Annotated in this window: 25 protein-coding genes; 8 read left to right on the top strand and 17 right to left on the bottom strand. The window is 35.4% G+C overall.

The features are described 5' to 3' along the window. Positions 1 to 30 precede the first annotated feature (30 nt). Positions 31 to 912 (top strand): GTPase Era, encoded by an 882-nt coding sequence (gene era, locus AC0J6S_RS01285; protein ID WP_474955085.1) that lies wholly within the window; start codon positions 31 to 33, stop codon positions 910 to 912. Positions 913 to 1071: 159 nt separating this feature from the next. Here era and AC0J6S_RS01280 read toward each other — a convergent pair whose 3' ends face one another. Further along, positions 1072 to 1635: a hypothetical protein gene (locus AC0J6S_RS01280; RefSeq protein ID WP_474955084.1), complete on the bottom strand. Its 564-nt coding sequence runs from the start codon at positions 1633 to 1635 to the stop codon at positions 1072 to 1074. A gap of 41 nt (positions 1636 to 1676) precedes the next feature. On the opposite strand from AC0J6S_RS01280, the gene der reads away from it, so the two are divergent. Together der and AC0J6S_RS01270 are read left to right on the top strand one after the other, a co-directional pair. Next, positions 1677 to 2987, top strand: coding sequence for a ribosome biogenesis GTPase Der (der, locus tag AC0J6S_RS01275; RefSeq protein WP_474955083.1), 1311 nt, complete (start codon positions 1677 to 1679; stop codon positions 2985 to 2987). An 80-nt stretch (positions 2988 to 3067) separates the two neighbouring features. Next, complete coding sequence (locus AC0J6S_RS01270) at positions 3068 to 3859, top strand: SDR family oxidoreductase (protein WP_474955082.1); 792 nt, start codon at positions 3068 to 3070, stop codon at positions 3857 to 3859. A gap of 98 nt (positions 3860 to 3957) precedes the next feature. Here AC0J6S_RS01270 and AC0J6S_RS01265 read toward each other — a convergent pair whose 3' ends face one another. From AC0J6S_RS01265 to AC0J6S_RS01220, 10 genes are all read right to left on the bottom strand, one after another. Continuing rightward, on the bottom strand, positions 3958 to 4200 hold the full coding sequence (locus AC0J6S_RS01265; RefSeq protein WP_474955081.1) for a hypothetical protein: 243 nt from the start codon (positions 4198 to 4200) through the stop codon (positions 3958 to 3960). Between the two features lie 115 nt (positions 4201 to 4315). Then, on the bottom strand, positions 4316 to 5059 hold the full coding sequence (locus tag AC0J6S_RS01260) for a DUF2490 domain-containing protein (RefSeq protein ID WP_474955080.1): 744 nt from the start codon (positions 5057 to 5059) through the stop codon (positions 4316 to 4318). A gap of 181 nt (positions 5060 to 5240) precedes the next feature. Continuing rightward, a complete protein-coding gene (locus AC0J6S_RS01255; RefSeq protein ID WP_113665207.1) occupies positions 5241 to 7784 on the bottom strand; it encodes a TonB-dependent receptor in 2544 nt (847 codons plus the stop codon). 243 nt (positions 7785 to 8027) lie between these two features. Next, the gene (locus AC0J6S_RS01250; RefSeq protein WP_113665208.1) at positions 8028 to 8441 is read right to left on the bottom strand and encodes an RrF2 family transcriptional regulator; all 414 of its coding nucleotides are present in this window, start codon (positions 8439 to 8441) and stop codon (positions 8028 to 8030) included. Between the two features lie 223 nt (positions 8442 to 8664). Continuing rightward, complete coding sequence (locus AC0J6S_RS01245; RefSeq protein WP_474955079.1) at positions 8665 to 9666, bottom strand: hypothetical protein; 1002 nt, start codon at positions 9664 to 9666, stop codon at positions 8665 to 8667. 171 nt (positions 9667 to 9837) lie between these two features. Further along, the gene (locus AC0J6S_RS01240; protein WP_474955078.1) at positions 9838 to 10647 is read right to left on the bottom strand and encodes a TPM domain-containing protein; all 810 of its coding nucleotides are present in this window, start codon (positions 10645 to 10647) and stop codon (positions 9838 to 9840) included. Beyond that, complete coding sequence (locus tag AC0J6S_RS01235; RefSeq protein WP_474955077.1) at positions 10647 to 11084, bottom strand: TPM domain-containing protein; 438 nt, start codon at positions 11082 to 11084, stop codon at positions 10647 to 10649. Before AC0J6S_RS01235 ends, AC0J6S_RS01240 begins: the two co-directional genes overlap by 1 nt. 149 nt (positions 11085 to 11233) lie before the next feature. After that, positions 11234 to 11821 (bottom strand): LemA family protein, encoded by a 588-nt coding sequence (locus AC0J6S_RS01230; RefSeq protein ID WP_474955076.1) that lies wholly within the window; start codon positions 11819 to 11821, stop codon positions 11234 to 11236. A 66-nt stretch (positions 11822 to 11887) separates the two neighbouring features. Then, positions 11888 to 12220: a MerR family transcriptional regulator gene (locus tag AC0J6S_RS01225; RefSeq protein WP_091165014.1), complete on the bottom strand. Its 333-nt coding sequence runs from the start codon at positions 12218 to 12220 to the stop codon at positions 11888 to 11890. 87 nt (positions 12221 to 12307) lie between these two features. Next, a complete protein-coding gene (locus AC0J6S_RS01220; protein WP_474955075.1) occupies positions 12308 to 13285 on the bottom strand; it encodes a M23 family metallopeptidase in 978 nt (325 codons plus the stop codon). Between the two features lie 368 nt (positions 13286 to 13653). On the opposite strand from AC0J6S_RS01220, the gene alaS reads away from it, so the two are divergent. The 4 genes from alaS to AC0J6S_RS01200 all read left to right on the top strand — a co-directional run bounded on the left by alaS (position 13654) and on the right by AC0J6S_RS01200 (position 18890). After that, positions 13654 to 16302, top strand: a complete 2649-nt coding sequence (alaS, locus tag AC0J6S_RS01215; protein ID WP_474955074.1) for an alanine--tRNA ligase — start codon at positions 13654 to 13656, stop codon at positions 16300 to 16302. A 104-nt stretch (positions 16303 to 16406) separates the two neighbouring features. Next, positions 16407 to 17183, top strand: a complete 777-nt coding sequence (locus tag AC0J6S_RS01210) for a hypothetical protein (protein ID WP_474955073.1) — start codon at positions 16407 to 16409, stop codon at positions 17181 to 17183. A 133-nt stretch (positions 17184 to 17316) separates the two neighbouring features. Continuing rightward, complete coding sequence (locus AC0J6S_RS01205) at positions 17317 to 18267, top strand: GSCFA domain-containing protein (RefSeq protein WP_474955072.1); 951 nt, start codon at positions 17317 to 17319, stop codon at positions 18265 to 18267. A gap of 2 nt (positions 18268 to 18269) precedes the next feature. Further along, on the top strand, positions 18270 to 18890 hold the full coding sequence (locus AC0J6S_RS01200; RefSeq protein ID WP_474955071.1) for a DUF4230 domain-containing protein: 621 nt from the start codon (positions 18270 to 18272) through the stop codon (positions 18888 to 18890). Between the two features lie 70 nt (positions 18891 to 18960). Here the strand turns inward: AC0J6S_RS01200 and AC0J6S_RS01195 are convergent, their stop codons facing one another. From AC0J6S_RS01195 to AC0J6S_RS01170, 6 genes are all read right to left on the bottom strand, one after another. Next, positions 18961 to 20718 (bottom strand): aromatic amino acid hydroxylase, encoded by a 1758-nt coding sequence (locus tag AC0J6S_RS01195; RefSeq protein WP_474955070.1) that lies wholly within the window; start codon positions 20716 to 20718, stop codon positions 18961 to 18963. Positions 20719 to 20941: 223 nt separating this feature from the next. After that, the gene (locus AC0J6S_RS01190; protein ID WP_474955069.1) at positions 20942 to 22075 is read right to left on the bottom strand and encodes an esterase-like activity of phytase family protein; all 1134 of its coding nucleotides are present in this window, start codon (positions 22073 to 22075) and stop codon (positions 20942 to 20944) included. Between the two features lie 62 nt (positions 22076 to 22137). After that, a complete protein-coding gene (locus tag AC0J6S_RS01185) occupies positions 22138 to 22539 on the bottom strand; it encodes a group III truncated hemoglobin (protein WP_474955068.1) in 402 nt (133 codons plus the stop codon). 60 nt (positions 22540 to 22599) lie between these two features. Continuing rightward, entirely contained in the window at positions 22600 to 23136 is a 537-nt protein-coding gene (locus AC0J6S_RS01180) for a DUF4136 domain-containing protein (RefSeq protein ID WP_474955067.1), read from the bottom strand. Positions 23137 to 23185: 49 nt separating this feature from the next. Beyond that, positions 23186 to 25168: a urocanate hydratase gene (locus AC0J6S_RS01175; protein WP_474955066.1), complete on the bottom strand. Its 1983-nt coding sequence runs from the start codon at positions 25166 to 25168 to the stop codon at positions 23186 to 23188. Between the two features lie 217 nt (positions 25169 to 25385). After that, on the bottom strand, positions 25386 to 25562 hold the full coding sequence (locus tag AC0J6S_RS01170) for a DUF5522 domain-containing protein (protein WP_167400549.1): 177 nt from the start codon (positions 25560 to 25562) through the stop codon (positions 25386 to 25388). Between the two features lie 124 nt (positions 25563 to 25686). Between AC0J6S_RS01170 and AC0J6S_RS01165 the strand changes: the two genes are divergently transcribed. Beyond that, positions 25687 to 26025: a hypothetical protein gene (locus AC0J6S_RS01165; RefSeq protein ID WP_474955065.1), complete on the top strand. Its 339-nt coding sequence runs from the start codon at positions 25687 to 25689 to the stop codon at positions 26023 to 26025. The last annotated feature ends 87 nt before the right edge of the window (positions 26026 to 26112 follow it).

Here is a 26112-nt window from a genome sequence, read left to right as displayed (position 1 = left end):
TCTACCTTTGCACAATAAATTATAATAGAAATGTCACATAAAGCAGGTTTTGTAAACATCATCGGGAATCCAAATGTTGGGAAATCAACACTAATGAATGCCTTTGTTGGAGAACGGTTATCAATAATTACTTCAAAAGCACAAACAACACGTCATAGAATTCTGGGAATTGTAAACGGAGAAGATTTTCAAATGATCTTATCGGATACGCCGGGTATCATCAAACCGGCATACGAAATGCAGGCGTCCATGATGAATTTCGTTAAATCCGCTTTTGAAGATGCTGATATCCTGATTTATATGGTGGAAATTGGAGAACAAGAATTGAAAGATGAAGCTTTTTTTAATAAAATTATTCACGCTACAATCCCAGTTCTGCTTTTATTAAACAAAATAGATAATTCTAACCAAGAACAGCTAGAAGAGCAGGTTGCTTTCTGGACTGCGAAAGTTCCTAATGCGGAAATATTTCCAATATCAGCTTTGCAGAATTTTAATGTTCCAGAAGTTTTCGGAAGAATTATTGAATTGTTACCGGAATCTCCCGCGTATTACCCAAAAGATCAATTAACAGATAAACCGGAACGTTTCTTTGTAAATGAAACCATCCGTGAGAAAATATTATTGAATTACAGTAAAGAAATTCCATACGCAGTAGAAATTGTCACCGAAGAGTTTTTTGAAGATGAAAACATTATTAGAATCCGTTCTTTGATTATGGTGGAACGCGATACCCAAAAGGGAATTATCATCGGACATAAAGGTGCTGCTTTGAAAAAAGTAGGAATGGAAGCCCGTGCTGATTTAGAGAAATTTTTTGGGAAACAAATTCATATTGAGTTGTATGTAAAAGTGAATAAAAACTGGAGAAGCAACGCAAATATGTTGAAGCGTTTTGGTTATAACCAGTAATTTTTTCTGGTCCTTTTTTTGAAAAATCAATATTGGAATTCAACTTTCGATATTGATTTTTTTTTAGCCCAGATAGCAGCGGCATCCTTTAGTGCAGTCCCGAAACTACGGGACTGCACTAAAGATATAGCGGAGAGCTGGAATTGCTCCAAATAAAAACTAAGATTCTATAATTTCCAAAAATAATTTCTCCAAATCATTCATTTGGTTGTGGCCGTTACTTCTGATTTGTTTTGCTACAATATAGAGTAGAAACCAGGCGAAAATCATTAATCCCATCACAACTAAATCAAAAGTAATGGGATTTTTCAGGATATAATCAGAATAAGCAATTCCCGAAAAAATCAAAAATATTCCCGCAATAATAAAATGGAAGAACATAAAAAGTGTCCATAAGGTTGGGTCAGGGCCAAATAATGCTCTAATATGAGTTTCGTTTTGGTCTTTTGATTCCATTTCTATATGTAAATGAGGCGACCAATACGCTTTTTTTTGACCTTTTATGTTCAGCCAAATGTGATAGCCGCGAATTTTTACGAAGTAATCTTTGGACTTGAATTGGGCGTAATTGGCAAATTTAACACGCAAAGCATCTATGTTTTGCGGAACATCTTTGTAAAATCGTAAGCGAAGTCTGAGCTCATTGTTAGCATCCATAGTAGTAAACTTGTAAGTATTAAAAGGATAAGGGTTTGCTAATATATCAAAAAAATTGATATTCATGGTTTTAAACACTACCTTTGCAAAATATTTGAATTTATATTATGAATAACATTGTTGCGATAGTAGGAAGACCTAATGTAGGGAAATCAACCCTTTTTAATAGGCTGATACAAAGAAGAGAAGCTATTGTAGATTCAGTATCGGGGGTGACCCGTGATAGAAACTATGGTAAAAGCGAGTGGAACGGAAAAGAGTTTTCTGTAATTGATACCGGCGGATATGTGCGTGGTTCTGATGATGTTTTTGAAGGAGAAATCCGTAAACAAGTAGAACTGGCTATTGATGAAGCTGATGTTATCATTTTTGTGGTTGATGTAGAAGAGGGGATTACTCCAATGGATGATGCCGTTGCGCGTTTATTGCGTAAAGTGACTAAGCCAGTTCTTTTAGCGGTAAACAAGGTAGATAATGCCATGCGTGAGAAAGATGCTCTTGAGTTTTATAACCTTGGTTTAGGGGAATATTATACGTTTGCCAGTATTTCCGGAAGTGGAACAGGTGATTTATTGGATGCATTGATTGATGCTTTCCCTATAAAACCAGAACCAGTTCAAGAAGAAGTAGTTTTACCTCGTTTTGCAGTGGTAGGACGTCCTAATGCTGGTAAATCAAGTTTTATCAATGCATTAATTGGTAAAGAGCGTTTTATGGTAACGGATATTGCAGGTACAACCCGTGATGCAATTGATACGAAGTTTGACCGTTTTGGTTTCGAATTTAACTTGGTAGATACTGCGGGAATCCGTCGTAAAGCTAAGGTAAAAGAGGATTTAGAGTTTTACTCGGTAATGCGTTCGGTTCGTGCCATTGAACATGCTGATATTTGTATCTTGATTATTGATGCCACACGTGGATTTGAAGGTCAGGATCAAAGTATTTTTTGGTTGGCTGAGAAAAACCGTAAAGGAGTTGTAATCTTAGTAAACAAATGGGATTTAGTCGAAAAAGAAACCATGTCTACCAGAGATTATGAAGAAAAAATTAGAGAAGAATTAATGCCGTTTACGGATGTGCCTATTCTTTTTGTTTCTGCTTTAACAAAACAACGTTTGTTGAAAGCATTAGAAGCAACCGTAAAAGTTTTTGAAAACAGACAACAACGTATTGCTACTTCAAAATTCAATGAATTTATGTTGAAAGTGATTGAAGCTTATCCGCCACCGGCAACAAAAGGGAAATATGTGAAAATTAAATATTGCATGCAGTTGCCAACACCGACGCCGCAGTTTGTGTTTTTTGCCAATATGCCACAATATGTAAAAGAACCGTACAAACGTTATCTGGAAAATAAAATTAGAGAAAACTGGGACTTTTCAGGAGTGCCAATCGATATTTATATTAGAGAGAAATAGTCTTTATTTTCATAATTATACTAGAAAGTTTATTGAGTTTGTAAAAGCTCGATAAACTTTTTTTATTTTTAGGAAAAAATATGAATGCAATAAATGGCAAAGTGGTTTGGATTACTGGTGCTTCCAGCGGAATTGGAGAGGCTTTAGCGTATGAATTGGCTGGGAGGAATTGCAAACTCATTCTTTCGGCACGGAACATAAAAGCTTTAGAAGTTGTGAAATCTAAATGTTCAACAGCGGAAGTTGTGATTTTGCCTTTTGATCTGTCTGATTTTGACAATGCTAAAAATCAGGTAGAAAATGCTATTGCTGCCTTTGGAAAAATTGATATTCTAGTGAATAATGGAGGTGTTAGCCAATGCTCACTGATTGCTGACACCGATTTTGAAGTAGATAAAAAACTGATCGAGGTTGATTATCTTGGTACGGTTGCACTGACAAAAGCCTTATTGCCTCATTTTATCAAAAATAAGAAAGGACATTTTGTTACCGTAACCAGTTTGATGGGGAAATTTGGGTCGCCATACCGTTCTGGATATTGTGGGGCAAAACATGCCTTACATGGTTTTTTTGATGTTTTGAGAATGGAACATCAAAAAGACAATATAAAAGTCACCTTAATTTGTCCCGGTTTTATACAAACGAATGTGGCCAAAAACGCATTGACGGCAGACGGATCAAAACAAAATATAGATGATACTGCAACTCAAAATGGAATGCCAACAAGTCTTTTTGCTACAAAATTTGTGAAAGCAGTTGAGTCTGAAAAATTTGAAGTCTATATTGGCGGCAAGGAAGTTCTAGGCGCTTATTTGAAACGATTTTTTCCTAAGTGGTTGCATCATTTTGTTCTGCAAAGTAAAGTTAGATAATCTGAATTTCAATAGTTCAAATTGATAATTATAGTATTGTAAAATACGAAGAAATCCCGAGCAGTCGGGATTTTTTGGATTAAAATGGATTGAAATGATTAACTTTCTTCTTCTTCTTTTTCCAATGTTTCCATTGGATGGTCGCCGTACCAATCTTTGAATGTTTTTGTAGTTTTATAATCATCAGTTAGCACGGTGTAAACCATAAAGAGGATTAACGGTATGCCAATGCAATATAGAGTCATTATTACTGGTAAAGCAATATTAGTTTGACATAAACCGGCAAATACAAAAACATAAATAGTGGTGAACCACACGAGTTTAATTGCAAAATTTTTCATGGCCATATCTTTTTATTAAAGTTACGGCACGAATTCTAAAAAATTAGTTAATGCATTGATAATCAATATTTAAAATTATTGTAAATATTTATCTCTAGCAAATTATAAATGCTGTTTATACTTTTTTTGAGATTTTAATTTTATGAAAAATGCTGAAGCGGATAATGTCTCTGTTGAAATAATCGATTCCATTGCTTCTTCTTTGGAAACTGTTTAGGTACCCGAGTTCGAATGCTAAATGGCTATTTAGACCGTAGTGTATGGCAACGTAAATTCTATTTTGATCAAACGTATTTTTAATTATTTTTTTTCCAAAATTGAACATTATCTCATCAGACAGTACGGCTTTTAATAACTGTTTTTCTTTTTTCCAAAAAGCATAGTCACCTTGGAGTCTGTATCTGAATCTCCAAAAAAATGTGGTGCCAGGAAGCAACTTTACATTATCAGCATTGTGAATAAATCGCTCTTCTACTTGAAAACGTTGTATAAGCGTTACTTTACTAGCATTTAATTTCCAAGTAAGATCCTGCTGTCCTCTGTATTCAGGGGTATTGTAATCAGGATTAATTTCAGGGACTTGTGTATCAACAGAAAAATAAGCAAAGCCAGCGCCAGTTTCTAGATGATTATTAATTTTATAGCGACCTTGAATTCTTATGACATATAAGTTTTCTTGCACTGGTTTTAGAAAAACTCGGTTGTCAAATTCAGAATGCAAAGACCATTTTTCGGTTAGCAGCAATTGATTGTAATAGCGTGACCAAAGAATACTTTGGTGATCTATATTTTTTTCCTCCGTTTGCGCTTGGCAAAGAACAGACAGCAGTGAGAATAAAATGACTCTAAATTTTTTCACGAAGCTTTATTTCAATTTTGGCAAATTTACATAAAGTCTACAAATCCTATAGGTATTGTTTTGTGTTTTTAAAAAGTATTTTACTTTGTCAGCTTAATAGTGTTTTAGAAAAAAGAAAACAGCACTCTTAAAACCTGATTTTTAAGAGTGCTGTTTCAAATTTTAATTTTTTGAAAGTTTTTTAAAGTGAATATTTCAATGTAATACCATACGTTCTTTGATCTCCTAATACACCTGCATATTGTCCTGTATTACCACCAGCAGGCAATAGTTGTTCGTAATAATCTTTGTCTAAAAGGTTGCGTCCCCAGAATTGTACAGACAGACCATCTGTTGCACGGAAACCTAAACGAGCATTAAATAGCGCATAACCCTGAACTACTAAATATTTTGAAGCAGATGGACTTGAAGAGAATTCAGAACGTGCATAAGAATCAACTCCAAGGAATATTTTTCCTGTATTCCCAAAGAATTTGGCTTTGTCTGTTAGTTCACCTCCTAAAGATCCTGCCCATTTTGAAGCGCCCGGTAATGCAGTTCCGGAAACATCTTTGAATGATACTGCCGCTCCTGTTTCTTCTAGCGGAAGGGGAGCATTTGTAAATTTAACATATTTAGCATCTGTATAGGTAGCTGCTCCATTGATGGTCAAATGTTTGCTAATTACAAAACTGGCATCCCATTCTATACCTTTTACCTGTACTTTATCTGCATTAGCAAGATAGCCACGGTTTACACCTAATTCAGCTGCCTGTACATTGGTTTGAAAATCTTTGATGTCGGTATTAAAGAAGGTTATATTGAATATTGAGTTTTTAAACGGTGCTGTTTTAACTCCAATTTCATAATGATTGACTTCCTCGGGTTTAATTACGGCAAGCTCAAGAATGGGCTGTCCGGCAAGAGTAGGTAATCCAGCTACGTTGACTCCAACGGGTTTGTAGCTTTTTGCAAAAGTTGCATATGCATTAATCTTGTCAGTGGCTTTAAAAGAAAGGGTTATATTTCCAGATAAGTCAGTATTATCTGTGTTAGATGAAAAAGACTGATCCGTATAAACTAGTTTTTTCAAGGCAATTAAAGCTGGGTCATTCGTTTGGAGTCCTCCGTATGTGGTACGGTTGTAATCAGCATCTTTTTTTTCAAAATTATAACGTAAACCCGGTAATACATGTAAACGTTCTGTTATTGCCCAGTCTAACTGACCAAATACTGCCGCACTGGAAGCTCTAATGCGAGCATCCGTTGTGATACCGTATCCTTCAAATAGACGTGGTGTTTTCCATAAATTACTGGTAGTGCTTTGTGCAAATCTCCATTGTGCAGAACCAGATTCTTCTGTGCCATCTGTTTGTGATGCTTGGTCAATAAAAAATACACCTACCACACCACTTAATTTAGAGGTAAGCTGACCTGCATAACGTACTTCTTGTGTTATTTGTGTTTGTCTGGTTGGGTTTTGTGATTTTGCTAATACTTGTAATCCTGTAAAATCTCTATCATTTGATGGATCCCAATTCCAAAAACGCCAAGCTGTTGTTGAAGTAAGTGTTCCGTTTCCAATTTTTGTATCTATATTAAGAGATATACCTCCCATGTCTTGTCCGGAACGCCATGGTGTATCGTGGTCAATTTTACGGTCAAACGCATTTAAACTAGGCAATTGATAATTCAAATCAGCAATAATAGCATCAAATTGACGGTAAGCCGCTCTTTGTGTAGGTGCAACACCAGTAACTACCTGTGCATATCCGTCTGGACGTTGCGTTGTGATATCTGCAGCTAATATAATATTAGTTTTTTCAGAAGGGGTATAAAGCAATTGTCCTCTAATTCCTTGATTATTGAGGGTATTGGTAGGTTTTCCTGTTGCGATATTATCGATTAAACCATCACGTTGTGTACCTGAAAACGAGATACGACCAGCGATTTTTGAACTCAAAGCTCCAGTAATCGAAGCTTTAGCTTGCAAAAAATTGTAATTTCCGTAACTCACTTCAAAGTTTGCACCTGAAGTAAAACTTGGTTTACGAGTAGTAATGTTAAAGGCTCCCGAAGTTGTATTTTTACCAAACAATGATCCTTGCGGGCCGCGTAATACCTCAATTTGTTCGATATCGATAAAATCTAAAGTGGTTGCCGCTGGACGTGCATAATAAACGCCATCAACATAAAAACCAACACCCGGGTCGATTCCATCATTTGTAAGTCCAAAAGGGGAACCTAAGCTTCGAATATTAATTCCGGTATTTCTGGGGTTTGACGAATATAATTGAACTGAAGGAACAAGTTCTTTTATGCGATTAACGTTAAAAGCTCCAGATTGTTCTGCTTGTTTTCCTGTTATTACTGATATCGCTATTGGCACATCTTGTACTTTTTCTATTCGGCGTCTTGAAGAAACTACCACTTCGACCAAAGTATTTTCTTCAATAAGATTTATTTGTAATGAAGGTATTGGTAAAGAAGTGATTTCTATTTCTGCAGTTTTGTATCCTACATATTGTACTAAAAGAGTTAAAGGGAGTTTTCCTTTTGTGTCTATTGTAAATTTCCCGTTAGAATCTGAAATCGTGTTTGAGGTTGTTCCTTTTATTACAACATTTGCGGCTTCTAAAGGAATGTTTTGGTTTGTTGTGACTACACCGTCAATGTTTTGTGCAAATGATATTGAGAATGTTAAAATAGATAGTATTGTAAATATGTTTTTTATAGAATTTTTCATTTATATTAAGTATATGTAATTAGTAGAATTTAGTTTAAATTTTTTTACTAACACATACACATCATTTGAGAACTCTTTTTTTTAATTATAATTAGTCGATTTTTTTGGGATTGCCTAGTCAGAAAAGCAAGCTTACTTCGGTACGTTTTCATACGTTTAAATTTGGATTGTTAATGATATATTAAATTCGAGGCAAATATATAATTAATTCTATAAAATTAGTAGAGTTTAAAATATATTTTTTTATTTTTTTACCAATGAAGCAATAGTAATGCCTTGCATGGCCTTTAAAGTTTCCTCTCTAATGGTAATCAATCCGTGTCTTAGCAGGCATTCCGATTCATCTACGCAATCAGAACAGCGTTCGTAAAAATTCAATGATGCACAAGGAAGTAAAGCAATTGCACCATCAAAAAGCCTGTGAATATCGGCTAAAGTAATGTCGTTTTTAGATTTTAAAAGATAATAACCGCCAAATTTTCCTTGTTTGCTTCCTACGAAATGGCCACGTTTTAGATCCAATAAAATCTGTTCCAAAAACTTTTTTGGAATAGAGGCCGCCTCAGCAATTTCTACTGTTTTAGAGATATGGTCTACGTCTTGTTCTGCTAAATAGAGCAGTGCTTTAAGTGCATATTTGGTTTTTTGTGAAAGCATTTGATATTCGTATTACGCTTTTTAAGTCTATTAAAAACTAGGCTAAAGGTACTTGTTTTTTTAAACGAAACAACTCTAATTTATGAAGTTTTTAGATCTTCAGGATGTGTGTTTCATTATGATGTGTGTTTCATTATTGTGATTGCTTACCGCTAATTTGAAAAAGGATAAAGAGGCGTACAGCAGTCTTCATCCTTTTACTGTATTGGCTTAAATCACAAGTTTATTTACAAGTGCTTTTTAATTTAATAGTGTAATCTGGATTTAAGGGTTCATTTGTTTGTGCTAGTCGTTGCGAACCTATATTTGCTGGACATGCAATGTCATTAGTTGCATTATAAACAATTCGTTTACCAGTAACCAATAGTGTTTTGGGAACATAAAGTTGTACTTTGGTTATTGCATAACCAGAGGGGAAATACCGAATGTAGTATCCATCTGGGTGTAAAGTCCAAATCCCACTTGGAATATCCGTGCGTACAGGTGCCATACCGGCAATGATGGCATATTTTTCCATTTCGGCGTAGGTATAATTTCCATTAGCTACCATTTGTCGAATGTTATTTTCGGCTTCAAAAACATTTTGTACCGCTTCAGGAAGTTTTGATTTTGCTTGATTCATAATGCTCGCAGGCAATACACCTAGCATGCCACCTTCAAGGTGCGTTAATTCGGCTGTACTCAATAGTGCTACAGCAGTAAGTTTCAATTGCCCACTGAAATCGGCAAAACGGGCTCTAGCTATAATAGCCCACAATAATTCTTGTATGTTGTGCTGCTTTATTTCAGGATGTTTTTCGCCATTTTTTAAAATAGCAGTTACAATTTCTTGCTTAGGACCTAGAGTAGGTGCGTACATGTATCCATCGCCTTGAGATGGTGCAAAGGTGCCTGCTTTTAAACAATAACTTTTCGCACTCATTTCATAAAAACCATCGCACAATACATAACCACCTTCAGTAGCTTTTGGTAACAAATACAATGGTTGCGCGTTTTTGACTACTAGTAAATCAGGTAATTTTGATCCTGTTTGGTCCACATCTTCAAATGAAGTGGTAATCGATTCTGGTTTTTTCAGCACTTGATCAAGTCCCATTTTTTTGGCCTCCAAAGCAGCGCCTGCTTGTAATGCTTTTTCTTTCCAACCACTAAATTGTGCGTATCCTTGCAATCCAGTGCATAAAATTAGGATCACGATACCATGCGATAATTTTAATTTTTTCATTATTTAAAAATTTAGTTTCTTATTCAAAGATAAAATTGTTACTACTAATTTAATTAAAAAGACATTTAATTTTTTTTATAAAGAAGTTGCTTTTAGGCAAGAAAACTAATATTTAGTGCTATTTAGAAACAAAAAAAGCTGCGATTGCAGCTTTTAATTATTTTATATGTTTTACCAATCTCCTCCAGATCCACCGCCAGAGAAACCTCCGCCACCAAATCCACCGCCGAAACCTCCTCCGCCAAATCCACCACCAGATGAACCTCCGCCGAAACCGCCTCCGCCACTGTTTCTACCTAAGCTACTCAGAATAATGACGTCTAATAAACTAGGTCCCATTCCAACACCTCTGTTACCGGAATTGCCTCCACCTTTGTTTCTCGATATCAGCACCAGTATAATGATGACAATAATAATGATTGGTAAAATCGGCAATCCTTTATCTTTGGTTGCTTTAACTCGTTCGCCTTTGTATTTTCCTTTGAAAACATCAATAAGTGCATCTGTTCCCTTGTCAAGTCCTTTGTAATAGCTTCCCGCTTTAAATTCGGGAATAATAATGTTTCGGGTAATTTCTCCACCAATACCAGCAGTCAATCGATCTTCAAGACCATATCCTGCTGAAATCCATATTTTTCTTTCAGCTTTAGCTAATAAAATTAGAACTCCATTATCGTCTTTTGCAGTTCCTCCAATTCCCCAAGTTTGCCCCCATTTTGGTGTAAGAATACCAATATCTTCCCCTTTAAGGGATTCTATGGTAACAATCACAATTTGAGTAGTAGTAGAATCAGAATATTTAATCAATTTTTCTTCTAATTGTGCTTTTTCTGTTGCGCTTAAAACATTCGCATAATCATAAACAGAAGTTTGTAAAGTTGGTTTTTCAGGAATGATAAATTGCGCAAGGCTAATTTGCGTGAATAAAAAACAAACAAACAGCTTTAGGAAAATTGTAGTATTCTTTTTTTGTAATAGCATTATCCTTTAGATATTTCGTTTGATAATTCATTTGTATTACCTTCTTGCCAAGGAAAATATTTCTGTAATTGTTCTCCGGCTCTTGTAATTCCATCGATAAGACCTTGCTTGAAATCTCCTTTTTTGAACTCTGCTACCATAATATCGCGGGTGCAATTCCAGAAATCATTTTGAACAACGTCATTAATGCCTTTGTCACCACAAATTACAAAATGTCTGTCTTCTACAGCTAAGTATATTAAAACACCATTTTGAAGCTCAGTTTCATCCATTTTTAGTTCATGAAAAACTTCCATGGCACGATCATACGCATCCATGGAAGTTGTTTTTTCTAAATGAACTCTAATCTCGCCAGAAGTATTTTTTTCAGCCATGCGAATAGCTTCAACAATTTCTTGTTCATCTTCTTTGGTTAAAAAATCTTCTACTTTTGACATTGAAATATTTTTGAGTTAAGATTAACGATTTTTGATTTCAGAATTATTAAATCTGCAATAAAAAACCGTTAATCTTTAAAGGTTGTTTCTTTAATTTAAATTTGATTTGTATTGACTTCTAAAAATCTAAGAAGTCTAATAATCCAACTTTAGAATTTAACTTCAACTGGCTTATCTGCACCTTCAACCGCAGTAAAATATGCTTTCTCTTTAAATCCAAATAATCCAGCAAATAAGCTGTTTGGAAACGTTTTGATATGAGAATTATAAGGTTTTACCGCTTCGTTAAAACGTGTTCTCGCCGTTAGAATTTGATTTTCGGTACTCGCCAATTCGTCTTGTAATTTCAAGAAGTTTTGGTTTGCTTTTAATTCAGGATACGCTTCAACGGTTACTAATAAACGAGATAATGAACTGCTTACGCCACTTTGTGCTTTGTTGAATTCAGCTAATTGTTCCGGAGTAATATTTGCAGGATCAATTTTCACAGCAGTAGCTTTAGAACGAGCTTCAATAACCGCTGTCAACGTACTTTTTTCAAAATCGGCGGCACCTTTTACGGTATTTACTAAGTTTCCAATGAGGTCATTTCTTCTTTGATACGCGGTCTGCACATCACCCCAAGATTGTTCTACATTTTGGTTTAACGTTACCGCAGTATTGTTAATTCCTTTAACCCAGCTGTAAATTACAAAAATTACAACTGCTCCGATAATCCAAGGCAAAAATCTTCTCATGTTTATTTAATTTAATGTTTAATATTTAGTTGTTTAAAAAAATTACTTGGTAAGTAGCCGTGCTGACTACAATTCGTTTTTAATATTTGTTAATTGTGTGCGTATCGTTTCTAATTTTCGAATAATTTCAAACTTATCTAACGTTTTCTTTTGTCCTTCTTTTAGATGGGTTTTGGCACCTTCCAGCGTAAAACCTCTTTCTTTCACTAGATGATAAATCAATTGCAAATTAGTGATATCCTCTGGAGTAAACATCCGATTGCCTTTCGCATTCTTTTTTGGTTTTAGAATATCAAATTCATTGTCCCAAAAACGAATCAGCGATGCATTCACGTCAAATGCCTTGGCTACTTCGCCAATGCTGTAATATCTTTTATCTTTAGAAAGCTCAATATGCATATCTGTTTTTTATTTTTTGTCCAGTTGAATTGTCACTTAATACTATTTTTTTATTCTTTATCTGAACCCAACCTTGAATACTATTTTTTAATCTAATGATTGATTCTCCTGGTTTGCCAATTGCGCGATTACAACATATTCCACTGCCGAAATATTTCCGTAATAAAAATTAAGCGGATTCACCACTTTATTATCTTTTAAAACTTCATAATGTAAATGTGGAGCTTCAGATCTTCCCGTGCTTCCCACATAACCTATAACGTCACCTCGTTTTACGCGTTGTCCAGCTCGGGCTTTATATTTGCTCAAATGTGCGTATAAAGTTTCGTATCCAAATCCATGCCGAATAACAATATGATTTCCATATCCGGAAGCGGTATTGTCAGCTTTTGCTATCACTCCGTCACCCGTGGCATAAATGGGCGTACCTGTTTTTGCCGTAAAATCCATGCCTTCATGCATTTTCCTCGCTTTTGTAAAAGGATCCGTTCGATAGCCGAAACCGGATGCCATTTGTTTTAAATTTTCATTTCGTACTGGCTGAATGGCAGGAATAGCTGACAAAAAATCACTTTTGGCTTCTGCCAATTTCAAAATCACATCCAATGATTTGGACTGAACCGCTAATTCCTTGCTAAGGACATCAATCCTTTTTGTGGTATTGATAACCAACTGTGAATTGTCATATCCTTCTAATAATTGGTATCTGTTTTTTCCCGGTAATCCTGCTTTCCGAATAGAATCTGGAATTGCCGATTTGTTAAAATACACCCGATACAAATTATTATCTCGATTTTCAATAGCTTCAACAACGCCGTTTATCTGATCCATTTTTTTGTTCAGTAGCGCATAATTCAATCTCAAATTTTCAATTTCACGCGCTTGCAAACGATCTTTTGGTGTTTCAAAATAAGGAGTATTCAATAAAACGATAAAACTTAAAAAACCAAACAACGCCGATGCCAATAAAAACAGCATAATAACACCAAATTTTCTTCTTTTTCGTGTTTTTATTTTTCTATAGGCTAGATTTTCGGAATCGTAATAATATTTTACTTTCGACATATTTTAAAATACCCTATTTTTGCACACTGTAAAAGGTTAGACGAACAAATTTAACAAATGTTTCATTTGTTACACCCTTTTTTCAGGAATAAATAAAATAATGTGCCTATTCCAGCTATTCGTTGCAAGTTCTCGTTTATACCTCTTTTTTTCTACTGAGCCAGCAGGAGCTTCCTCTAATCGCTCTGCCGCCTCAAGAAAAAATAGAGGTATAAATCTCGAAGCTTTTCACTGCTAACACCAAGTGTTCAGTGAACTCCGCTGAAAATAAGAGCGTGTGAGATAATCTGGGGCAAAAAATGAATAGTAAAAGATGTAGTTTCAGGGATAATTAACTTTAAACCTTAAACTTTAAACTAAAATTAATAATGAAATCACAAGACGTACGTAAACAATTTCTAGATTTTTTCGCATCAAAAGGACATTTAATCGTTCCATCAGCACCTATAGTTCTTAGGGACGATCCTACCTTGATGTTCAACAACTCAGGAATGGCGCAGTTCAAAGAATATTTTTTGGGGAACGGAACTCCTAAAAGCACCAGAATTGCCGATACGCAAAAATGTCTTCGTGTTTCAGGAAAACATAATGATTTGGAAGATGTAGGTTTTGACACCTATCATCACACGATGTTTGAAATGTTAGGGAACTGGTCTTTTGGTGATTATTTCAAAAAAGAAGCCATCAACTGGGCATGGGAACTTTTAACCGAAGTTTATAAAATCCCTAAAGAAAATTTATACGTTTCCGTTTTCGAAGGAAATCCGGATGAAAACGTACCATTTGATCAGGAAGCTTGGGATATTTGGAAAGAATTAATTGACGAAGACCGCATCATTCTTGGAAACAAGAAAGACAACTTCTGGGAAATGGGCGATCAAGGACCTTGCGGACCGTGTTCAGAAATTCACGTTGACATTCGTTCTGCAGCAGAAAAAGCTTTAGTTTCAGGAAAGAGTTTGGTAAACAATGATCATCCGCAAGTAGTGGAAATCTGGAACAATGTATTTATGGAATTCAACCGTAAAGCAGATGGTTCTCTAGAAAAATTGCCTGCAAAACACGTTGATACCGGAATGGGATTTGAGCGTTTGTGCATGGCTTTACAAGGAAAAACTTCGAATTATGACACCGATGTTTTTACGCCACTTATCGAAAAAGTAGAGCAAATTACAGGATTAAAATATACGACCAATGATGTCATTCTGAACGATAGTGAAGAATCTCAAGAGCAAAACAAAACCAATATAGCTATTCGTGTAGTGGTGGATCACGTTCGTGCGGTGGCTTTTGCTATTGCTGATGGACAGTTACCATCAAACACAGGCGCTGGTTATGTGATTCGTAGAATTTTACGTCGTGCAATTCGTTACGGATTTACATTCTTGAACACCAAAGAACCTTTCATCAATCAATTGGTTGCCGTTTTAGCCAATCAAATGGGGGAGTTTTTCCCAGAAATCAAATTGCAACAACAATTGGTTACAAATGTGATTCGTGAAGAAGAAGCTTCTTTCTTGAGAACATTAGACCAAGGATTGCAATTATTGGAAAACGTAGTTGCTGAAACTAAAGGGTCAACTGTTTCAGGAACAAAAGCATTTGAACTATACGATACTTTCGGATTCCCAATTGACTTAACGGCATTAATCTTTAGAGAAAAAGGATTCGAACTGGACGAAGCTGGTTTTAACGCTGCGATGCAAGAACAAAAAAATCGTTCCCGTGCTGCATCAGAAGTTTCTACCGAAGATTGGTCGGTATTAATTCCTGGAAATGTAGAAACATTTGTAGGCTACGATCAATCAGAAAGTGACGTAAAAATCACTCGTATCCGCAAGGTTGACAGTAAAAAGGACGGTATTTTGTACCAAATCGTTTTAGATAACACACCATTTTATCCAGAAGGTGGAGGACAAGTGGGAGATAAAGGAATGTTGGTTTCTGCAAATGAAACCATCGAAATCATCGATACGAAAAAAGAAAATAACCTGATTTTGCATTTTGCAAAACAATTACCGGAAAATGTAAATGCTAGTTTTGTTGCTAAAGTAAATCAGGATTTGAGAAGTTTATCTTCCAGAAATCACTCGGCTACGCACTTGATGCACCAAGCCTTGAGAAGTGTTTTAGGAACACACGTTGAACAAAAAGGATCTTTAGTAAATCCAAACTATTTGCGTTTTGACTTTTCGCATTTTGCTAAAATGACGGAAACCGAATTGCAGCAAGTAGAAGATTTTGTAAATGCAAGAATCCAGGAACAACTGCCACTTATCGAAAGACGAAACATTCCTTTTGCGCAAGCAGTCGAAGAAGGTGCAATGGCACTTTTTGGAGAGAAATATGGCGATGAGGTGCGTGCGATTAAATTTGGTGAAAGCATGGAATTATGCGGTGGAATCCACGTAAAAAACACAGCTGAAATCTGGCATTTCAAAATCGTTTCAGAAGGAGCGGTTGCTGCAGGAATTCGTCGTATCGAGGCCATTACAAGTGATGCGGTAAAAGCACATTTTGCTTCGTATGAAAACACATTGAATGAAGTAAAATCAGCGTTGAAAAATCCACAGGATATTTTGAAAGCCGTTCATTCGATGCAAGAAGAAAACGCCAAATTGGTGAAGCAAATTGAAGCTTTGGTAAAAGATAAAGTAAAAAATTTGAAAGCGGGTTTGATTGCCGAAATTCAGGAAATAAACGGTGTTCAATTTTTGGCGAAACAAGTCGATTTGAATCCGGAAGGAGCTAAGGATTTGGCTTATGAATTAGGGAATTTAGGGAACAACTTATTTTTAGTTTTGGCTACAGCCGACGAAGAAAAACCAATGTTAACCTGTTATGTTTCTAAAGAATTAGTTGCGGAGAAAAACCTGAATGCCGGTCAAGTAGTTCGTGAATTGGGTAAATATATCCAAGGCGGCGGCGGCGGTCAACCGTTTTTTGCAACAGCAGGCGGGAAGAATGTAGCTGGAATTCAACAAGCTTTGGATAAAGCAATTGAGTTTGTAAGGTAGATTGAAAGATTCAAATTAGAAATGTTAGGGAATGTTTTTGTAACTTTGCACTTTAATTAATTTATAAAAAATTCTAAAATAGACTATAATATAATTGACTTTTAATGAAAAAAAACAAAATATTTTGGATAGTATCGATTTGTTTAATGGCTCTTTATTCTTGTTCATCGGATAATGATGATAGCATAAAATTTATAAAAAAAATAGTTGAGACATCAGTAAATGGAACTTCTGAAATAACTTTGTTTACTTATAATGGAAATGAAATAGTGAGTATTGAAGGTGCTAAGAAACGTACCGATTTTACGTATAGTGATGGCTTGATTAACAAAACGGTAACGCTAAATAAAGTAAATCAGCTTCTGGAGACTATTGAATATAGTTATCTTGAAGGAAAATTGGTTGGAGTTGAATCTTTGGGTAATTACAGAATAAAATACATTCACAACTCAGATGAAACTGTTTCTTATGAAAAATTTACGATTGGTTCAGCAAATCAGCAAGTAAAGGAATTTCACGGAAAATTGTCTTTTGAAAATGAAAATTTCTTGAAAGACGAAAGAATTTTAGACAACACGGCAGTAGGAGTTACTTCAAATTATAGCATAAGTTTTGATTATGATACCAAACATAATCCATTATATAATATTTCGGGTTACAAAAAACTGTTGGATTATAATGAACAAATCTCTTCAAATAATAGTTTGATGAGTACTGTAATTACAAGTTTTTCTAAAGACGACCAAATCACATCATCAGCTAATTTTTATACTAATTCTTTTAAATACGATTTAGATAATTACCCAATAGAACGGGTTTCCGAAAATACTGTTGCTACTAATGGAAATGGTGGTTATTTGAAAACAGAATACTTCTATTAATAAAAATATTTATGTTTATAACAACCTTTTCAAAGTTCAAAACTCTGAAAGGGTTTTTTTATACCAATGAAAAAAGAACTAAACCTTATTTATTTCGCTAAAATTATTCAAATTTGTAGTAAATAAATTAGCAATGCAATTCAGAACCCCAATTCCCATTCTTAAAAGTAATTATCCAATAGACTACAATTCAAAGATTGTCTCTTTAGGTTCTTGTTTTGCGGTTAATATGGCAGAGAAACTGGACTATTTTAAATTTCAAAATCATTGTAATCCAGTTGGTATTTTATTTCATCCTTTAGCGATTGAAAAACTAATAGATTTTGCTGTTTCCGAAAAGCAATTTACAGAAAATGACATTTTTTTTCACAATGAACATTGGCATTGTTTTGATGTACATTCGGATTTAAGTAATTCAAATAAAGAAGAATTGTTGGCATCTTTAAATGACCTAATCAAATCAACTAACCAACAAATAACCGAATCAACTCATGTCATCATAACATATGGAACTTCACGGGTTTATCGAAATATAGATAGCGATTCTATTGTGGCGAATTGTCATAAAGTACCACAAAAGCAGTTTAAGAAAGAATTACTTTCTGTTGGTGAAATTGAAGAAAGTATTGCAAATACACTGAAATTAATTCATGCTTTAAATCCTGATTGTACTATTATTTTCACGGTTTCACCGGTACGACACATCAAAGATGGTTTTGTAGAAAACCAATGGAGCAAAGCCAATATAATTAGTGCGCTTCATGGGACTTTTGACTTTCGACTTTCGACTATAAATTACTTTCCTTCTTACGAAATCATGATGGATGAACTTCGGGATTACCGTTTTTATGCTGAAGACATGTTGCATCCCAATCAAGTGGCAATCGATTATATTTGGAAACGTTTCAAAGAAACTACGATTTCTGAGAGTGCTTTTGCAGTGATGGAAGAAGTAGAAAGTATACAAAAAAGTCTTTTACATAAACCTTTTAATCCGGATTCTGAAAGTCATTTAAAGTTCGAGACCAAAGTCAGAGAAAAAATCACTAAATTGGAAAGTCAATATTCATTCATGAAATTTTAATTATGCTTAAAAGAATACTTACTGCAATAGCAGTTATCGGTGGAATATTTTTATTGTTCAAATACTGTGATTTTAAGAAAAACGACGATGAAGATATCACTTACAATACAAATCTTATTCAACAACAAATCCTAAATGTTGGTAAATTGGTTGTTACCGAAGGTCATTTTTCGGAAGTGATAACCTATAAAAATCAACAAAAATACATGATGGACATGCTTTCTTTCGAGAAAAAAGCTTTGGTTGTTGTTAATGCCGATGTAACTGTCGCGTACGATTTGCACAAAATAAAATACGATATCGATGAGGAAAATAAAACCATTACGATTGTTAGTATTCCAAAAGAAGAAGTCAAAATCAGTCCTGACATACAATTTTATGATGTTGAACAAAGCAAACTGAATCCTTTTACGGGTGATGATTACAATAAAATCAATAAATCGGTAAAAGCGAATCTGGCCAAGAAAATTGAAAAATCAACTTTGAAAACCAATGCTCAAAACCGATTGATCAGCGAGTTGTCTAAACTATTAATTACAACGAGTCAGTTGGGTTGGACTTTAAAATACGAAGGTAAAATTATCGAAAGCGAGAAAGATTTTGGGCAAAAAATAAAATTATAATTAAAAAAGGAACCGCAAATTCACAAATTTTAGACAACTCTAATAATTTGTGAATTTGAGGTTCCTTTTTTTAAGCTTTCTCTTTGTCAAAAATCAAATCCAAACCGCCAGCAATCAAATGTGCTACTTCGGGTCTTTTTACTTTCAATTGATCCAAATAAACCATTATTTCCTGTAGCAATTGAGGTTCGTTTCGGTCGTTCAATAGCTCGGTAATTTCAATAGCTAACAACCAATCGTTTGGATGATTGGTTCGTAATTTATCAAAAATTGGAGCCAAAGAAGTTTCGGTGTCCTGCGTTTCTCTTATGTTTCGAACAGTTTGGTATAAAACCTCTAAATCATCACGTTCCGCAGAATGTTTCGCTTTAATGGTTTTGCTGGACGGAAGATGTGAAATCAAATCAAAACTATTTACATCAGCAGGACCTGAAAAAGCCGAAATTGCTTTTTTACCAACAGCCATATCGTAAATCCCCCATTCTGGTTGGAACAAAATAGTTTCTCCATGTGTCACGGTACAATTCTTTAAACTGATTAAAATAATCTCTCCGTGCAGGTTTCTGGAACCTGTGATAATTTCCCCTTTTACGGTGATATCTCCTTCAAATTCAAGTGTTACACTTTTACTTTCGGTAATGGAATAAGCGCTTAAATCTCTTGGACTCATGTCTTCAATCGCTAGATTTATACCTTTTAATTTTCCAATAGGACTTCCAAAACCTTCGGCATGTTTGATTGTTCCATGACCAACTAATTCTTTTTCACGGTATGACAATGCCGTTTTTCCGGTTGTTTGGATATAAACGGGTTTTCCTTCTTCTTCAATAACATTTGTAAAAACCCCCGAAATCTGAATTCCGGTGCTCAATTCAATCGTTCCCAAGGCATTTGAATGAATCAGTTTATTAATCCCTGATAATCCTCCGGTACGCAACGCCATTTTATTCGCAAACTCTTCTAAAACCAAGCTTAAATAAGCAAAATCCGGAGCTACGTAAAGTTGTGGTTGCAGTTTTGTGATGTCAAAACTCTGATTCGCCGCTGAAATATCGTAAGGTATTTTCTTCACATTATCTGTCATACACCATGCACTTTCTCCAATGGACGAAAGCAGTCCGGCACCATAAATTTTTGGATTGTCAACAGTTCCTATCAAACCATATTCCACGGTCCACCAATGCAGGTTTCTAATTTGTGCCATTTCTGATAATTCGCCCATGTTATTTTGTAAATCTTCTACCGCTTTTTCGGCAGCATCAATAGTAGCTTGGGGAGTATCTTCGGCTTCTTTTAAGATAGAAAGCAGTCGGATGGCTTCATACATTTGGTAATCTTTGTGCGAAGAAATCGCTTTGCAGCCTATTTCGCCAAAACGTCGTAAATATTCTGCATATTCTGGATTTGCAATAATGGGAGCATGACCAGCACCTTCGTGAATAATATCCGGCGCAGGCGTATATTCGATATGTTCGAGTTGTCGAATGTCAGATGCAATTACAAGCACATTATAGGCCTGAAATTCCATAAAAGCATTGGGTGGAATAAATCCGTCCACGGCAACAGCAGCCCAACCTATTTCAGTCAGAATACGGTTCATGCCATACATACTCGGAATGTTGTCAATCTCAATTCCTGTCTTTTTCAAGCCATCTAAGTAGGAACTATGGGCTACTTTTGATAGGTAATCTACATTTTTGCGCATCACATAACGCCAAACCGCTTGATTTATCGGCGTGTAATCGCTATAATCCTGAGGCTTAATGAATTGTCTTAAGTGCTTTGGCAATCGGTCTAATAACGGATTGCTTTCTATAGTTGAGTTCATATCGAAAACGTTGTAGTTCTACTGCAAAAGTACGAATTTCAGGAGCTATTTCCCGCTTTTCATTGCAAGTTTTTGCAAACCCGTTTGTTTTTCTAACGTTCCTAAAAGAGCTTCCTCCGGTCGCTTTTTATAAACAAGAAAAACCAAAACGGCTTTCGCAAAAAGCTTTCCATTCCAATCGGGGCTAGGGGAGTTGGGTATTGAAAGATGTTTTCCGGATTTACTACTGCACCACTTCAAACACCAAAACCTGCGTTTTTTGTTTGTCTGAAAAATTATTATCCGAAACAAAAATGATCGATGGACTACCATTAGCCAATTTTGGTCCAAAAGTAAGTCCTTCGATATTATCAATAAAGATCCCCAAATCATCCATGTTTAGGACCAGTTTTTTTGAAGCCAATTCCAATTTTTGATTTTGTAAGGAAGCATAATTTTTAACATTAGTTGCCTTTTTCAAATCACACAAAAATACTTTTACCGTGCAGGCTTGCGTTCCGGTCGAGTAGGAGCGTTCCACTACCAATAAGTGATTTTTACCATAATACTGAATTGCTGAAATGCCATTTACAGCAAAAGCTCCTTTCGGATTGGGTTCACGTGCAATAGGTTCTAGTTGATAACCGTACTGAGCGGTGTTCTTTTTTGTTTTGGCATCAAATTGATAGAACCGGATTAAACCTCCTTTGCTGGTATTGGCTTGTTCGCCGTCTTCAAATAAAGGTTCTTCAATGTTGGTGTAGATATTTTTATATTTTTTGTCAAAGGTTATTCCTTCTAAAGTACCGTTGTTTCTCGGACCTTTTTCCAGTTTTTGCATTTTTAAATTTTCAGGTAAGGTAACATTGCCTAGAAAATTACCTTTTAAATCCATGAAGTTCAGGGAAGGATTTTGTAAGACTTCTTTATCGGCAGTAATCACTCGCGCGCCTTCGCTGCTCCAAACCAAAGTGTTTGTTTTTGGATTGAATCGGATGTCTTCTGGGTCTGCTGAGGTAGTTGGTGTGGTGTTCCAATTTCCATACGCTGTTCCGGTTTCGTTTTTCAAATAAGTTAGGTTTTGAAAAGTAAAACTTTTTATCTTGTCTTCGACCAAATTAATCTTTGCAGTATAAAATCTGGAATCGTTAAAAATCGATCGATCGTCACTAATCAGGTAATACAAATCATTTTTTACATCATAATCGATTCCGGATAAACCACCCACTTTTGTATTCTGAAACGTTTGGTCAAATGGAATTTCAATCGAACTGATTAGCTTTAAACTTGGCGTTGCTTTGTTTTCAGCGGTTTGTTTTAAATTGGAACAAGAAAATAGAAAAGTTGGAAAAACGGCAAGAAATAATAATTTACGCATAAAGAAATGTGTTGCTGTTTGCAAAAAGGAACAGATTTTGGAATGAAAAACCATTTAAAAAACTACGAATTGTTCGTTTGATTTTTTTCAACATTACGGAAATAGTCAATTTTGTAATTAAACATTTCAGCCATATTTTTGGCGCGAAGTTTCGCTTCTTCGGCTAATGGACCTACAAATAAACTATCCGTAGTTTCTGTGAAAATTTCCATCCAGCGGTCAAAATGTTCTTTGGCAACCGGTAACTGTTTGTGTGGCGGAAATGGACTACCGGTATAGGAATGTACTTCGAGTAAAATAGTTTGCCAAAAACGGTACATTTTTTCCAAATGTTCCGGCCAACGATTGCCTATTTTCTCATTGAATACGGGGCCAATAAATTCGTCTTTTTGAACTTTGGAATAAAAAGTATCCACCAGTGATTTGATATCTTCGAGCGTGGTAATGTCTGTTTGTAATGTCATGATTGGGTATAAAAAAAGCCTACGCAAAGGTAGACTTTTATGTTTGATTCAGATGGGAAACTATTTTGCTTTAGGTGGAAATTGCTCTAAAATTTTAGCAACAAATTCGTTGATTTTTTTTTCTTTTTCACTGCGGTTTTCAGTTAAATATCCAACACCTTCCCCTTGCCAAACTAATTCTTTTTTCTTGGCATCAATTAAATCAATATACAATGTTCCTTCAGTTGAAGAGGAAACATAAGTGCTGCGGCCTCCCCATAAATAAGGATTCCATCCCCATCCCCAACCGTAACCCCAACCTGCGTTGTATTGGTTTACGTCAATTCGTTCTCTTTCTTTGGTAAGTATATTGATTAGCAAATCTGGATTTTCACTTTTAGTCATCCCTTTTAAGCTTAATTCTCGGTCTATTGCATTGAGTATTCTTTTTTTATCCAATTCTGAAATTTCAACTTTATCAATGCCTTTTTTATGAAAAGCGTATGTTTTGTATTGAGTAAAGTCGACATTATTATCATAGTCGGAATATACCTTTACGGAACTGCATGAGGCAGCTAAGAAAAGTAAAAGTACTGGGAGGAGTTTGAATGCTTTCATGGCTTGATTATTAGATTACTAAATGTTACTAAAGATACGTTCAAATTTTTTAAAAATCCAACAAATTATCGGCTACTATGTTAGGTATTGTGACTTTCAATAAAGGTTGCGTCTCCATTGCTCTTTTTATGGCAAATAGTGCGCCTTCATTTCTAGCCCAGCTTCTTCTAGAAATTCCGTTATTGACATCCCAGAAAAGCATGGATGCTAAACGTCTTGATGCTTCTTTTGAACCATCAAGAACCATACCAAATCCACCGTTTATTACCTCTCCCCAGCCAACTCCTCCGCCATTGTGAATGGAAACCCAAGTGGCGCCGCGAAAACTGTCTCCAATGACGTTTTGAATCGCCATATCAGCTGTAAAACGGGAGCCGTCGTAGATATTTGAAGTTTCTCTGTATGGAGAATCGGTGCCGGAAACATCATGGTGATCACGTCCTAAAACGATAGTTCCTATTTCGCCTTTGGCAATAGCCTGATTAAATGCTTCGGCAATTTTTACACGTCCTTCAGCATCAGCATAAAGAATGCGGGCTTGTGAACCTACAACAAGCTTATTTTCTTGGGCGCCTTTTATCCAGTGAATGTTATCCTGCATTTGTTGTTGAATTTCTTCGGGAGCAGTTTTTGCCATTTCTTCAAGAACCTGGCAGGCAATTAAATCTGTTTTAGCTAAATCTTCCGATTTCCCAGAAGCACATACCCAACGAAAGGGACCAAAACCATAATCAAAACACATTGGTCCCATAATATCCTGGACATAACTCGGATACCTGAAATCGATATGGTTCTCTGCCATGACATCAGCACCGGCACGGGAAGCTTCTAATAAAAAAGCATTTCCGTAATCAAAGAAATACGTTCCTTTGGCGGTATGTTTATTGATAGCAGTGGTGTGTCTGCGTAAGGTTTCCTGAACTTTTATTTTAAACAATTCAGGTTTTTCAGCCATCATTATATTCGCTTCTTCAAAGGAAATATCAGCAGGATAATAACCGCCCGCCCATGGATTATGCAAGGAAGTTTGGTCAGAACCTAAATCGATATGGATATTTTCGTTATCAAATTTTTCCCAAACATCAACCACATTTCCAAGATATCCGATGGAAACAATTTCATTATTGTCTTGTGCTAAAGTGACTCTTTTCACTAATTCATTCACATCGTCAATGACTTCATTGATCCATCCCTGACTGTGGCGAATGTGCGTTATTTTTGGGTTTACTTCGGCACAAACGGTGATGCAACCGGCAATGTTTCCGGCTTTTGGTTGCGCGCCAGACATTCCGCCTAATCCTGAAGTGACAAATAAACCACCTATTGGACTGCGTTTTATTTTACGAAATCCATTCAAAACCGTAATAGTGGTTCCGTGTACAATTCCTTGTGGACCAATATACATGTAGCTTCCTGCTGTCATTTGTCCGTATTGAGAAACGCCTAACGCATTCATTTTTTCCCAGTCATCCGGTTTAGAATAATTAGGAATGACCATTCCGTTTGTTACCACAACTCGTGGCGCTTCTTTATGGGAAGGAAATAATCCCATTGGATGCCCTGAATACATGGTTAAGGTTTGCTCATCAGTCATTTCAGATAAATATTGCATCGTCAATAAATACTGTGCCCAGTTTTGAAAAACAGCTCCATTCCCACCGTAGGTAATCAATTCATGCGGATGTTGTGCCACGGCATAATCCAAATTGTTTTGAATCATCAGCATAATAGCTTTGGCCTGTTCGCATTTTCCAGGATATTCAGTTATTGCTCTTGCATACATTTTATAATCGGGACGCAAACGGTACATATAGATTCGACCATAGGTTTCCAGTTCTTCCGAAAATTCTTTGATTAATTCCGAGTGATGTTGCGGTTCAAAATAACGTAAGGCATTGCGTAAGGCCAGTTTTTTTTCCTCTGTCGAAAGGATTTCTTTGCGCTTAGGTGCGTGATTGATGTCTGTTTCGTATGGTTTTGGTTTTGGTAAAACCGTTGGAATTCCTTGCTGTATTTGTTGTTGGAAAGTCATTTTTGATGTTGTTTCGTTAATTTTTTTGTGTTGATTCTTGAAAGAAGCATTGGCTTCTTGAAAAAAAAATGAAACAACTATGGATAACGAATATCCGACCTGTGGTAGGATTTGTGAATTTTGATTCTATATTTCTGTAAACAAATATCCATTTTTATGTTTGTGTTTTTAAAACTGACGCTCTAATACTGTTTCTTATTTAGATTCTAAAATGCGATTACTTTTTATTACTTCCTGTTTTTTTATCAAAACCATATGGACAATGACGACACCCACTTTTACAGCAATAACCCCGTTTTAAATGGTGTTTTTCAGTAAAACATTTGTAGCCCTCAGGTGTGTAATAGAAATCTTCCCCTTCTATCAATTTATTTTCATTACTTTGGTCAATCATATTTGGGGATGTTCAATGTTAAGAGTTATTTAGTTTTTATGATTCAGCAACGTCAATTCAAAAGATAGAGTATTTCATTAAATAAAAACATTTTATCATTACAAATTTATAAATTTTATAGCGAATGTTTTTGATTGTTGCTAAATATTTAATTCCAAAAGGATTTCGTGGACTGACACTATTTCCCTTTGTATTGGTAAAATTCCCTGAAGATAAAGAAAATGTAATTTTAGTCAATCACGAAAAAATTCATCTTCGTCAACAGTTTGAATTATTAATACTTCCTTTTTTTATTTGGTATTTATTAGAATATCTTGTACGCTTGGTTCAGTACCAAAATGCAAATTTGGCTTATAGAAATATCAGTTTCGAGCGGGAAGCGTATTCGAATGAATCCAATCTAGATTACTTAAAAATTCGATCTTTTTTTCAATTTTCCAGCTATTTGTTTTTGAAAAAATAGCATTTTGCATGCAAACTAAATTTTGCGTTAGAAGATTATAATTTTTTTTGATCAAAAAAATACTTTTCTAATAGCAAGTTCTTCTTC

The organism is Flavobacterium sp. TS_SC_5 (assembly GCF_056156265.1).
This window is presented reverse-complemented; position numbering and strand designations above follow the sequence as displayed.

Coding starts and splice junctions, on each gene's coding strand:
- era (WP_474955085.1), top strand. CDS start 31: ATGTCACATAAAGCAGGTTTTGTAAACATCATCGGGAATCCAAATGTT.
- AC0J6S_RS01280 (WP_474955084.1), bottom strand. CDS start 1,635: ATGAATATCAATTTTTTTGATATATTAGCAAACCCTTATCCTTTTAAT.
- der (WP_474955083.1), top strand. CDS start 1,677: ATGAATAACATTGTTGCGATAGTAGGAAGACCTAATGTAGGGAAATCA.
- AC0J6S_RS01270 (WP_474955082.1), top strand. CDS start 3,068: ATGAATGCAATAAATGGCAAAGTGGTTTGGATTACTGGTGCTTCCAGC.
- AC0J6S_RS01265 (WP_474955081.1), bottom strand. CDS start 4,200: ATGAAAAATTTTGCAATTAAACTCGTGTGGTTCACCACTATTTATGTT.
- AC0J6S_RS01255 (WP_113665207.1), bottom strand. CDS start 7,784: ATGAAAAATTCTATAAAAAACATATTTACAATACTATCTATTTTAACA.
- AC0J6S_RS01250 (WP_113665208.1), bottom strand. CDS start 8,441: ATGCTTTCACAAAAAACCAAATATGCACTTAAAGCACTGCTCTATTTA.
- AC0J6S_RS01245 (WP_474955079.1), bottom strand. CDS start 9,666: ATGAAAAAATTAAAATTATCGCATGGTATCGTGATCCTAATTTTATGC.
- AC0J6S_RS01240 (WP_474955078.1), bottom strand. CDS start 10,647: ATGCTATTACAAAAAAAGAATACTACAATTTTCCTAAAGCTGTTTGTT.
- AC0J6S_RS01235 (WP_474955077.1), bottom strand. CDS start 11,084: ATGTCAAAAGTAGAAGATTTTTTAACCAAAGAAGATGAACAAGAAATT.
- AC0J6S_RS01230 (WP_474955076.1), bottom strand. CDS start 11,821: ATGAGAAGATTTTTGCCTTGGATTATCGGAGCAGTTGTAATTTTTGTA.
- AC0J6S_RS01225 (WP_091165014.1), bottom strand. CDS start 12,220: ATGCATATTGAGCTTTCTAAAGATAAAAGATATTACAGCATTGGCGAA.
- AC0J6S_RS01220 (WP_474955075.1), bottom strand. CDS start 13,285: ATGTCGAAAGTAAAATATTATTACGATTCCGAAAATCTAGCCTATAGA.
- alaS (WP_474955074.1), top strand. CDS start 13,654: ATGAAATCACAAGACGTACGTAAACAATTTCTAGATTTTTTCGCATCA.
- AC0J6S_RS01210 (WP_474955073.1), top strand. CDS start 16,407: ATGAAAAAAAACAAAATATTTTGGATAGTATCGATTTGTTTAATGGCT.
- AC0J6S_RS01205 (WP_474955072.1), top strand. CDS start 17,317: ATGCAATTCAGAACCCCAATTCCCATTCTTAAAAGTAATTATCCAATA.
- AC0J6S_RS01200 (WP_474955071.1), top strand. CDS start 18,270: ATGCTTAAAAGAATACTTACTGCAATAGCAGTTATCGGTGGAATATTT.
- AC0J6S_RS01195 (WP_474955070.1), bottom strand. CDS start 20,718: ATGAACTCAACTATAGAAAGCAATCCGTTATTAGACCGATTGCCAAAG.
- AC0J6S_RS01190 (WP_474955069.1), bottom strand. CDS start 22,075: ATGCGTAAATTATTATTTCTTGCCGTTTTTCCAACTTTTCTATTTTCT.
- AC0J6S_RS01185 (WP_474955068.1), bottom strand. CDS start 22,539: ATGACATTACAAACAGACATTACCACGCTCGAAGATATCAAATCACTG.
- AC0J6S_RS01180 (WP_474955067.1), bottom strand. CDS start 23,136: ATGAAAGCATTCAAACTCCTCCCAGTACTTTTACTTTTCTTAGCTGCC.
- AC0J6S_RS01175 (WP_474955066.1), bottom strand. CDS start 25,168: ATGACTTTCCAACAACAAATACAGCAAGGAATTCCAACGGTTTTACCA.
- AC0J6S_RS01170 (WP_167400549.1), bottom strand. CDS start 25,562: ATGATTGACCAAAGTAATGAAAATAAATTGATAGAAGGGGAAGATTTC.
- AC0J6S_RS01165 (WP_474955065.1), top strand. CDS start 25,687: ATGTTTTTGATTGTTGCTAAATATTTAATTCCAAAAGGATTTCGTGGA.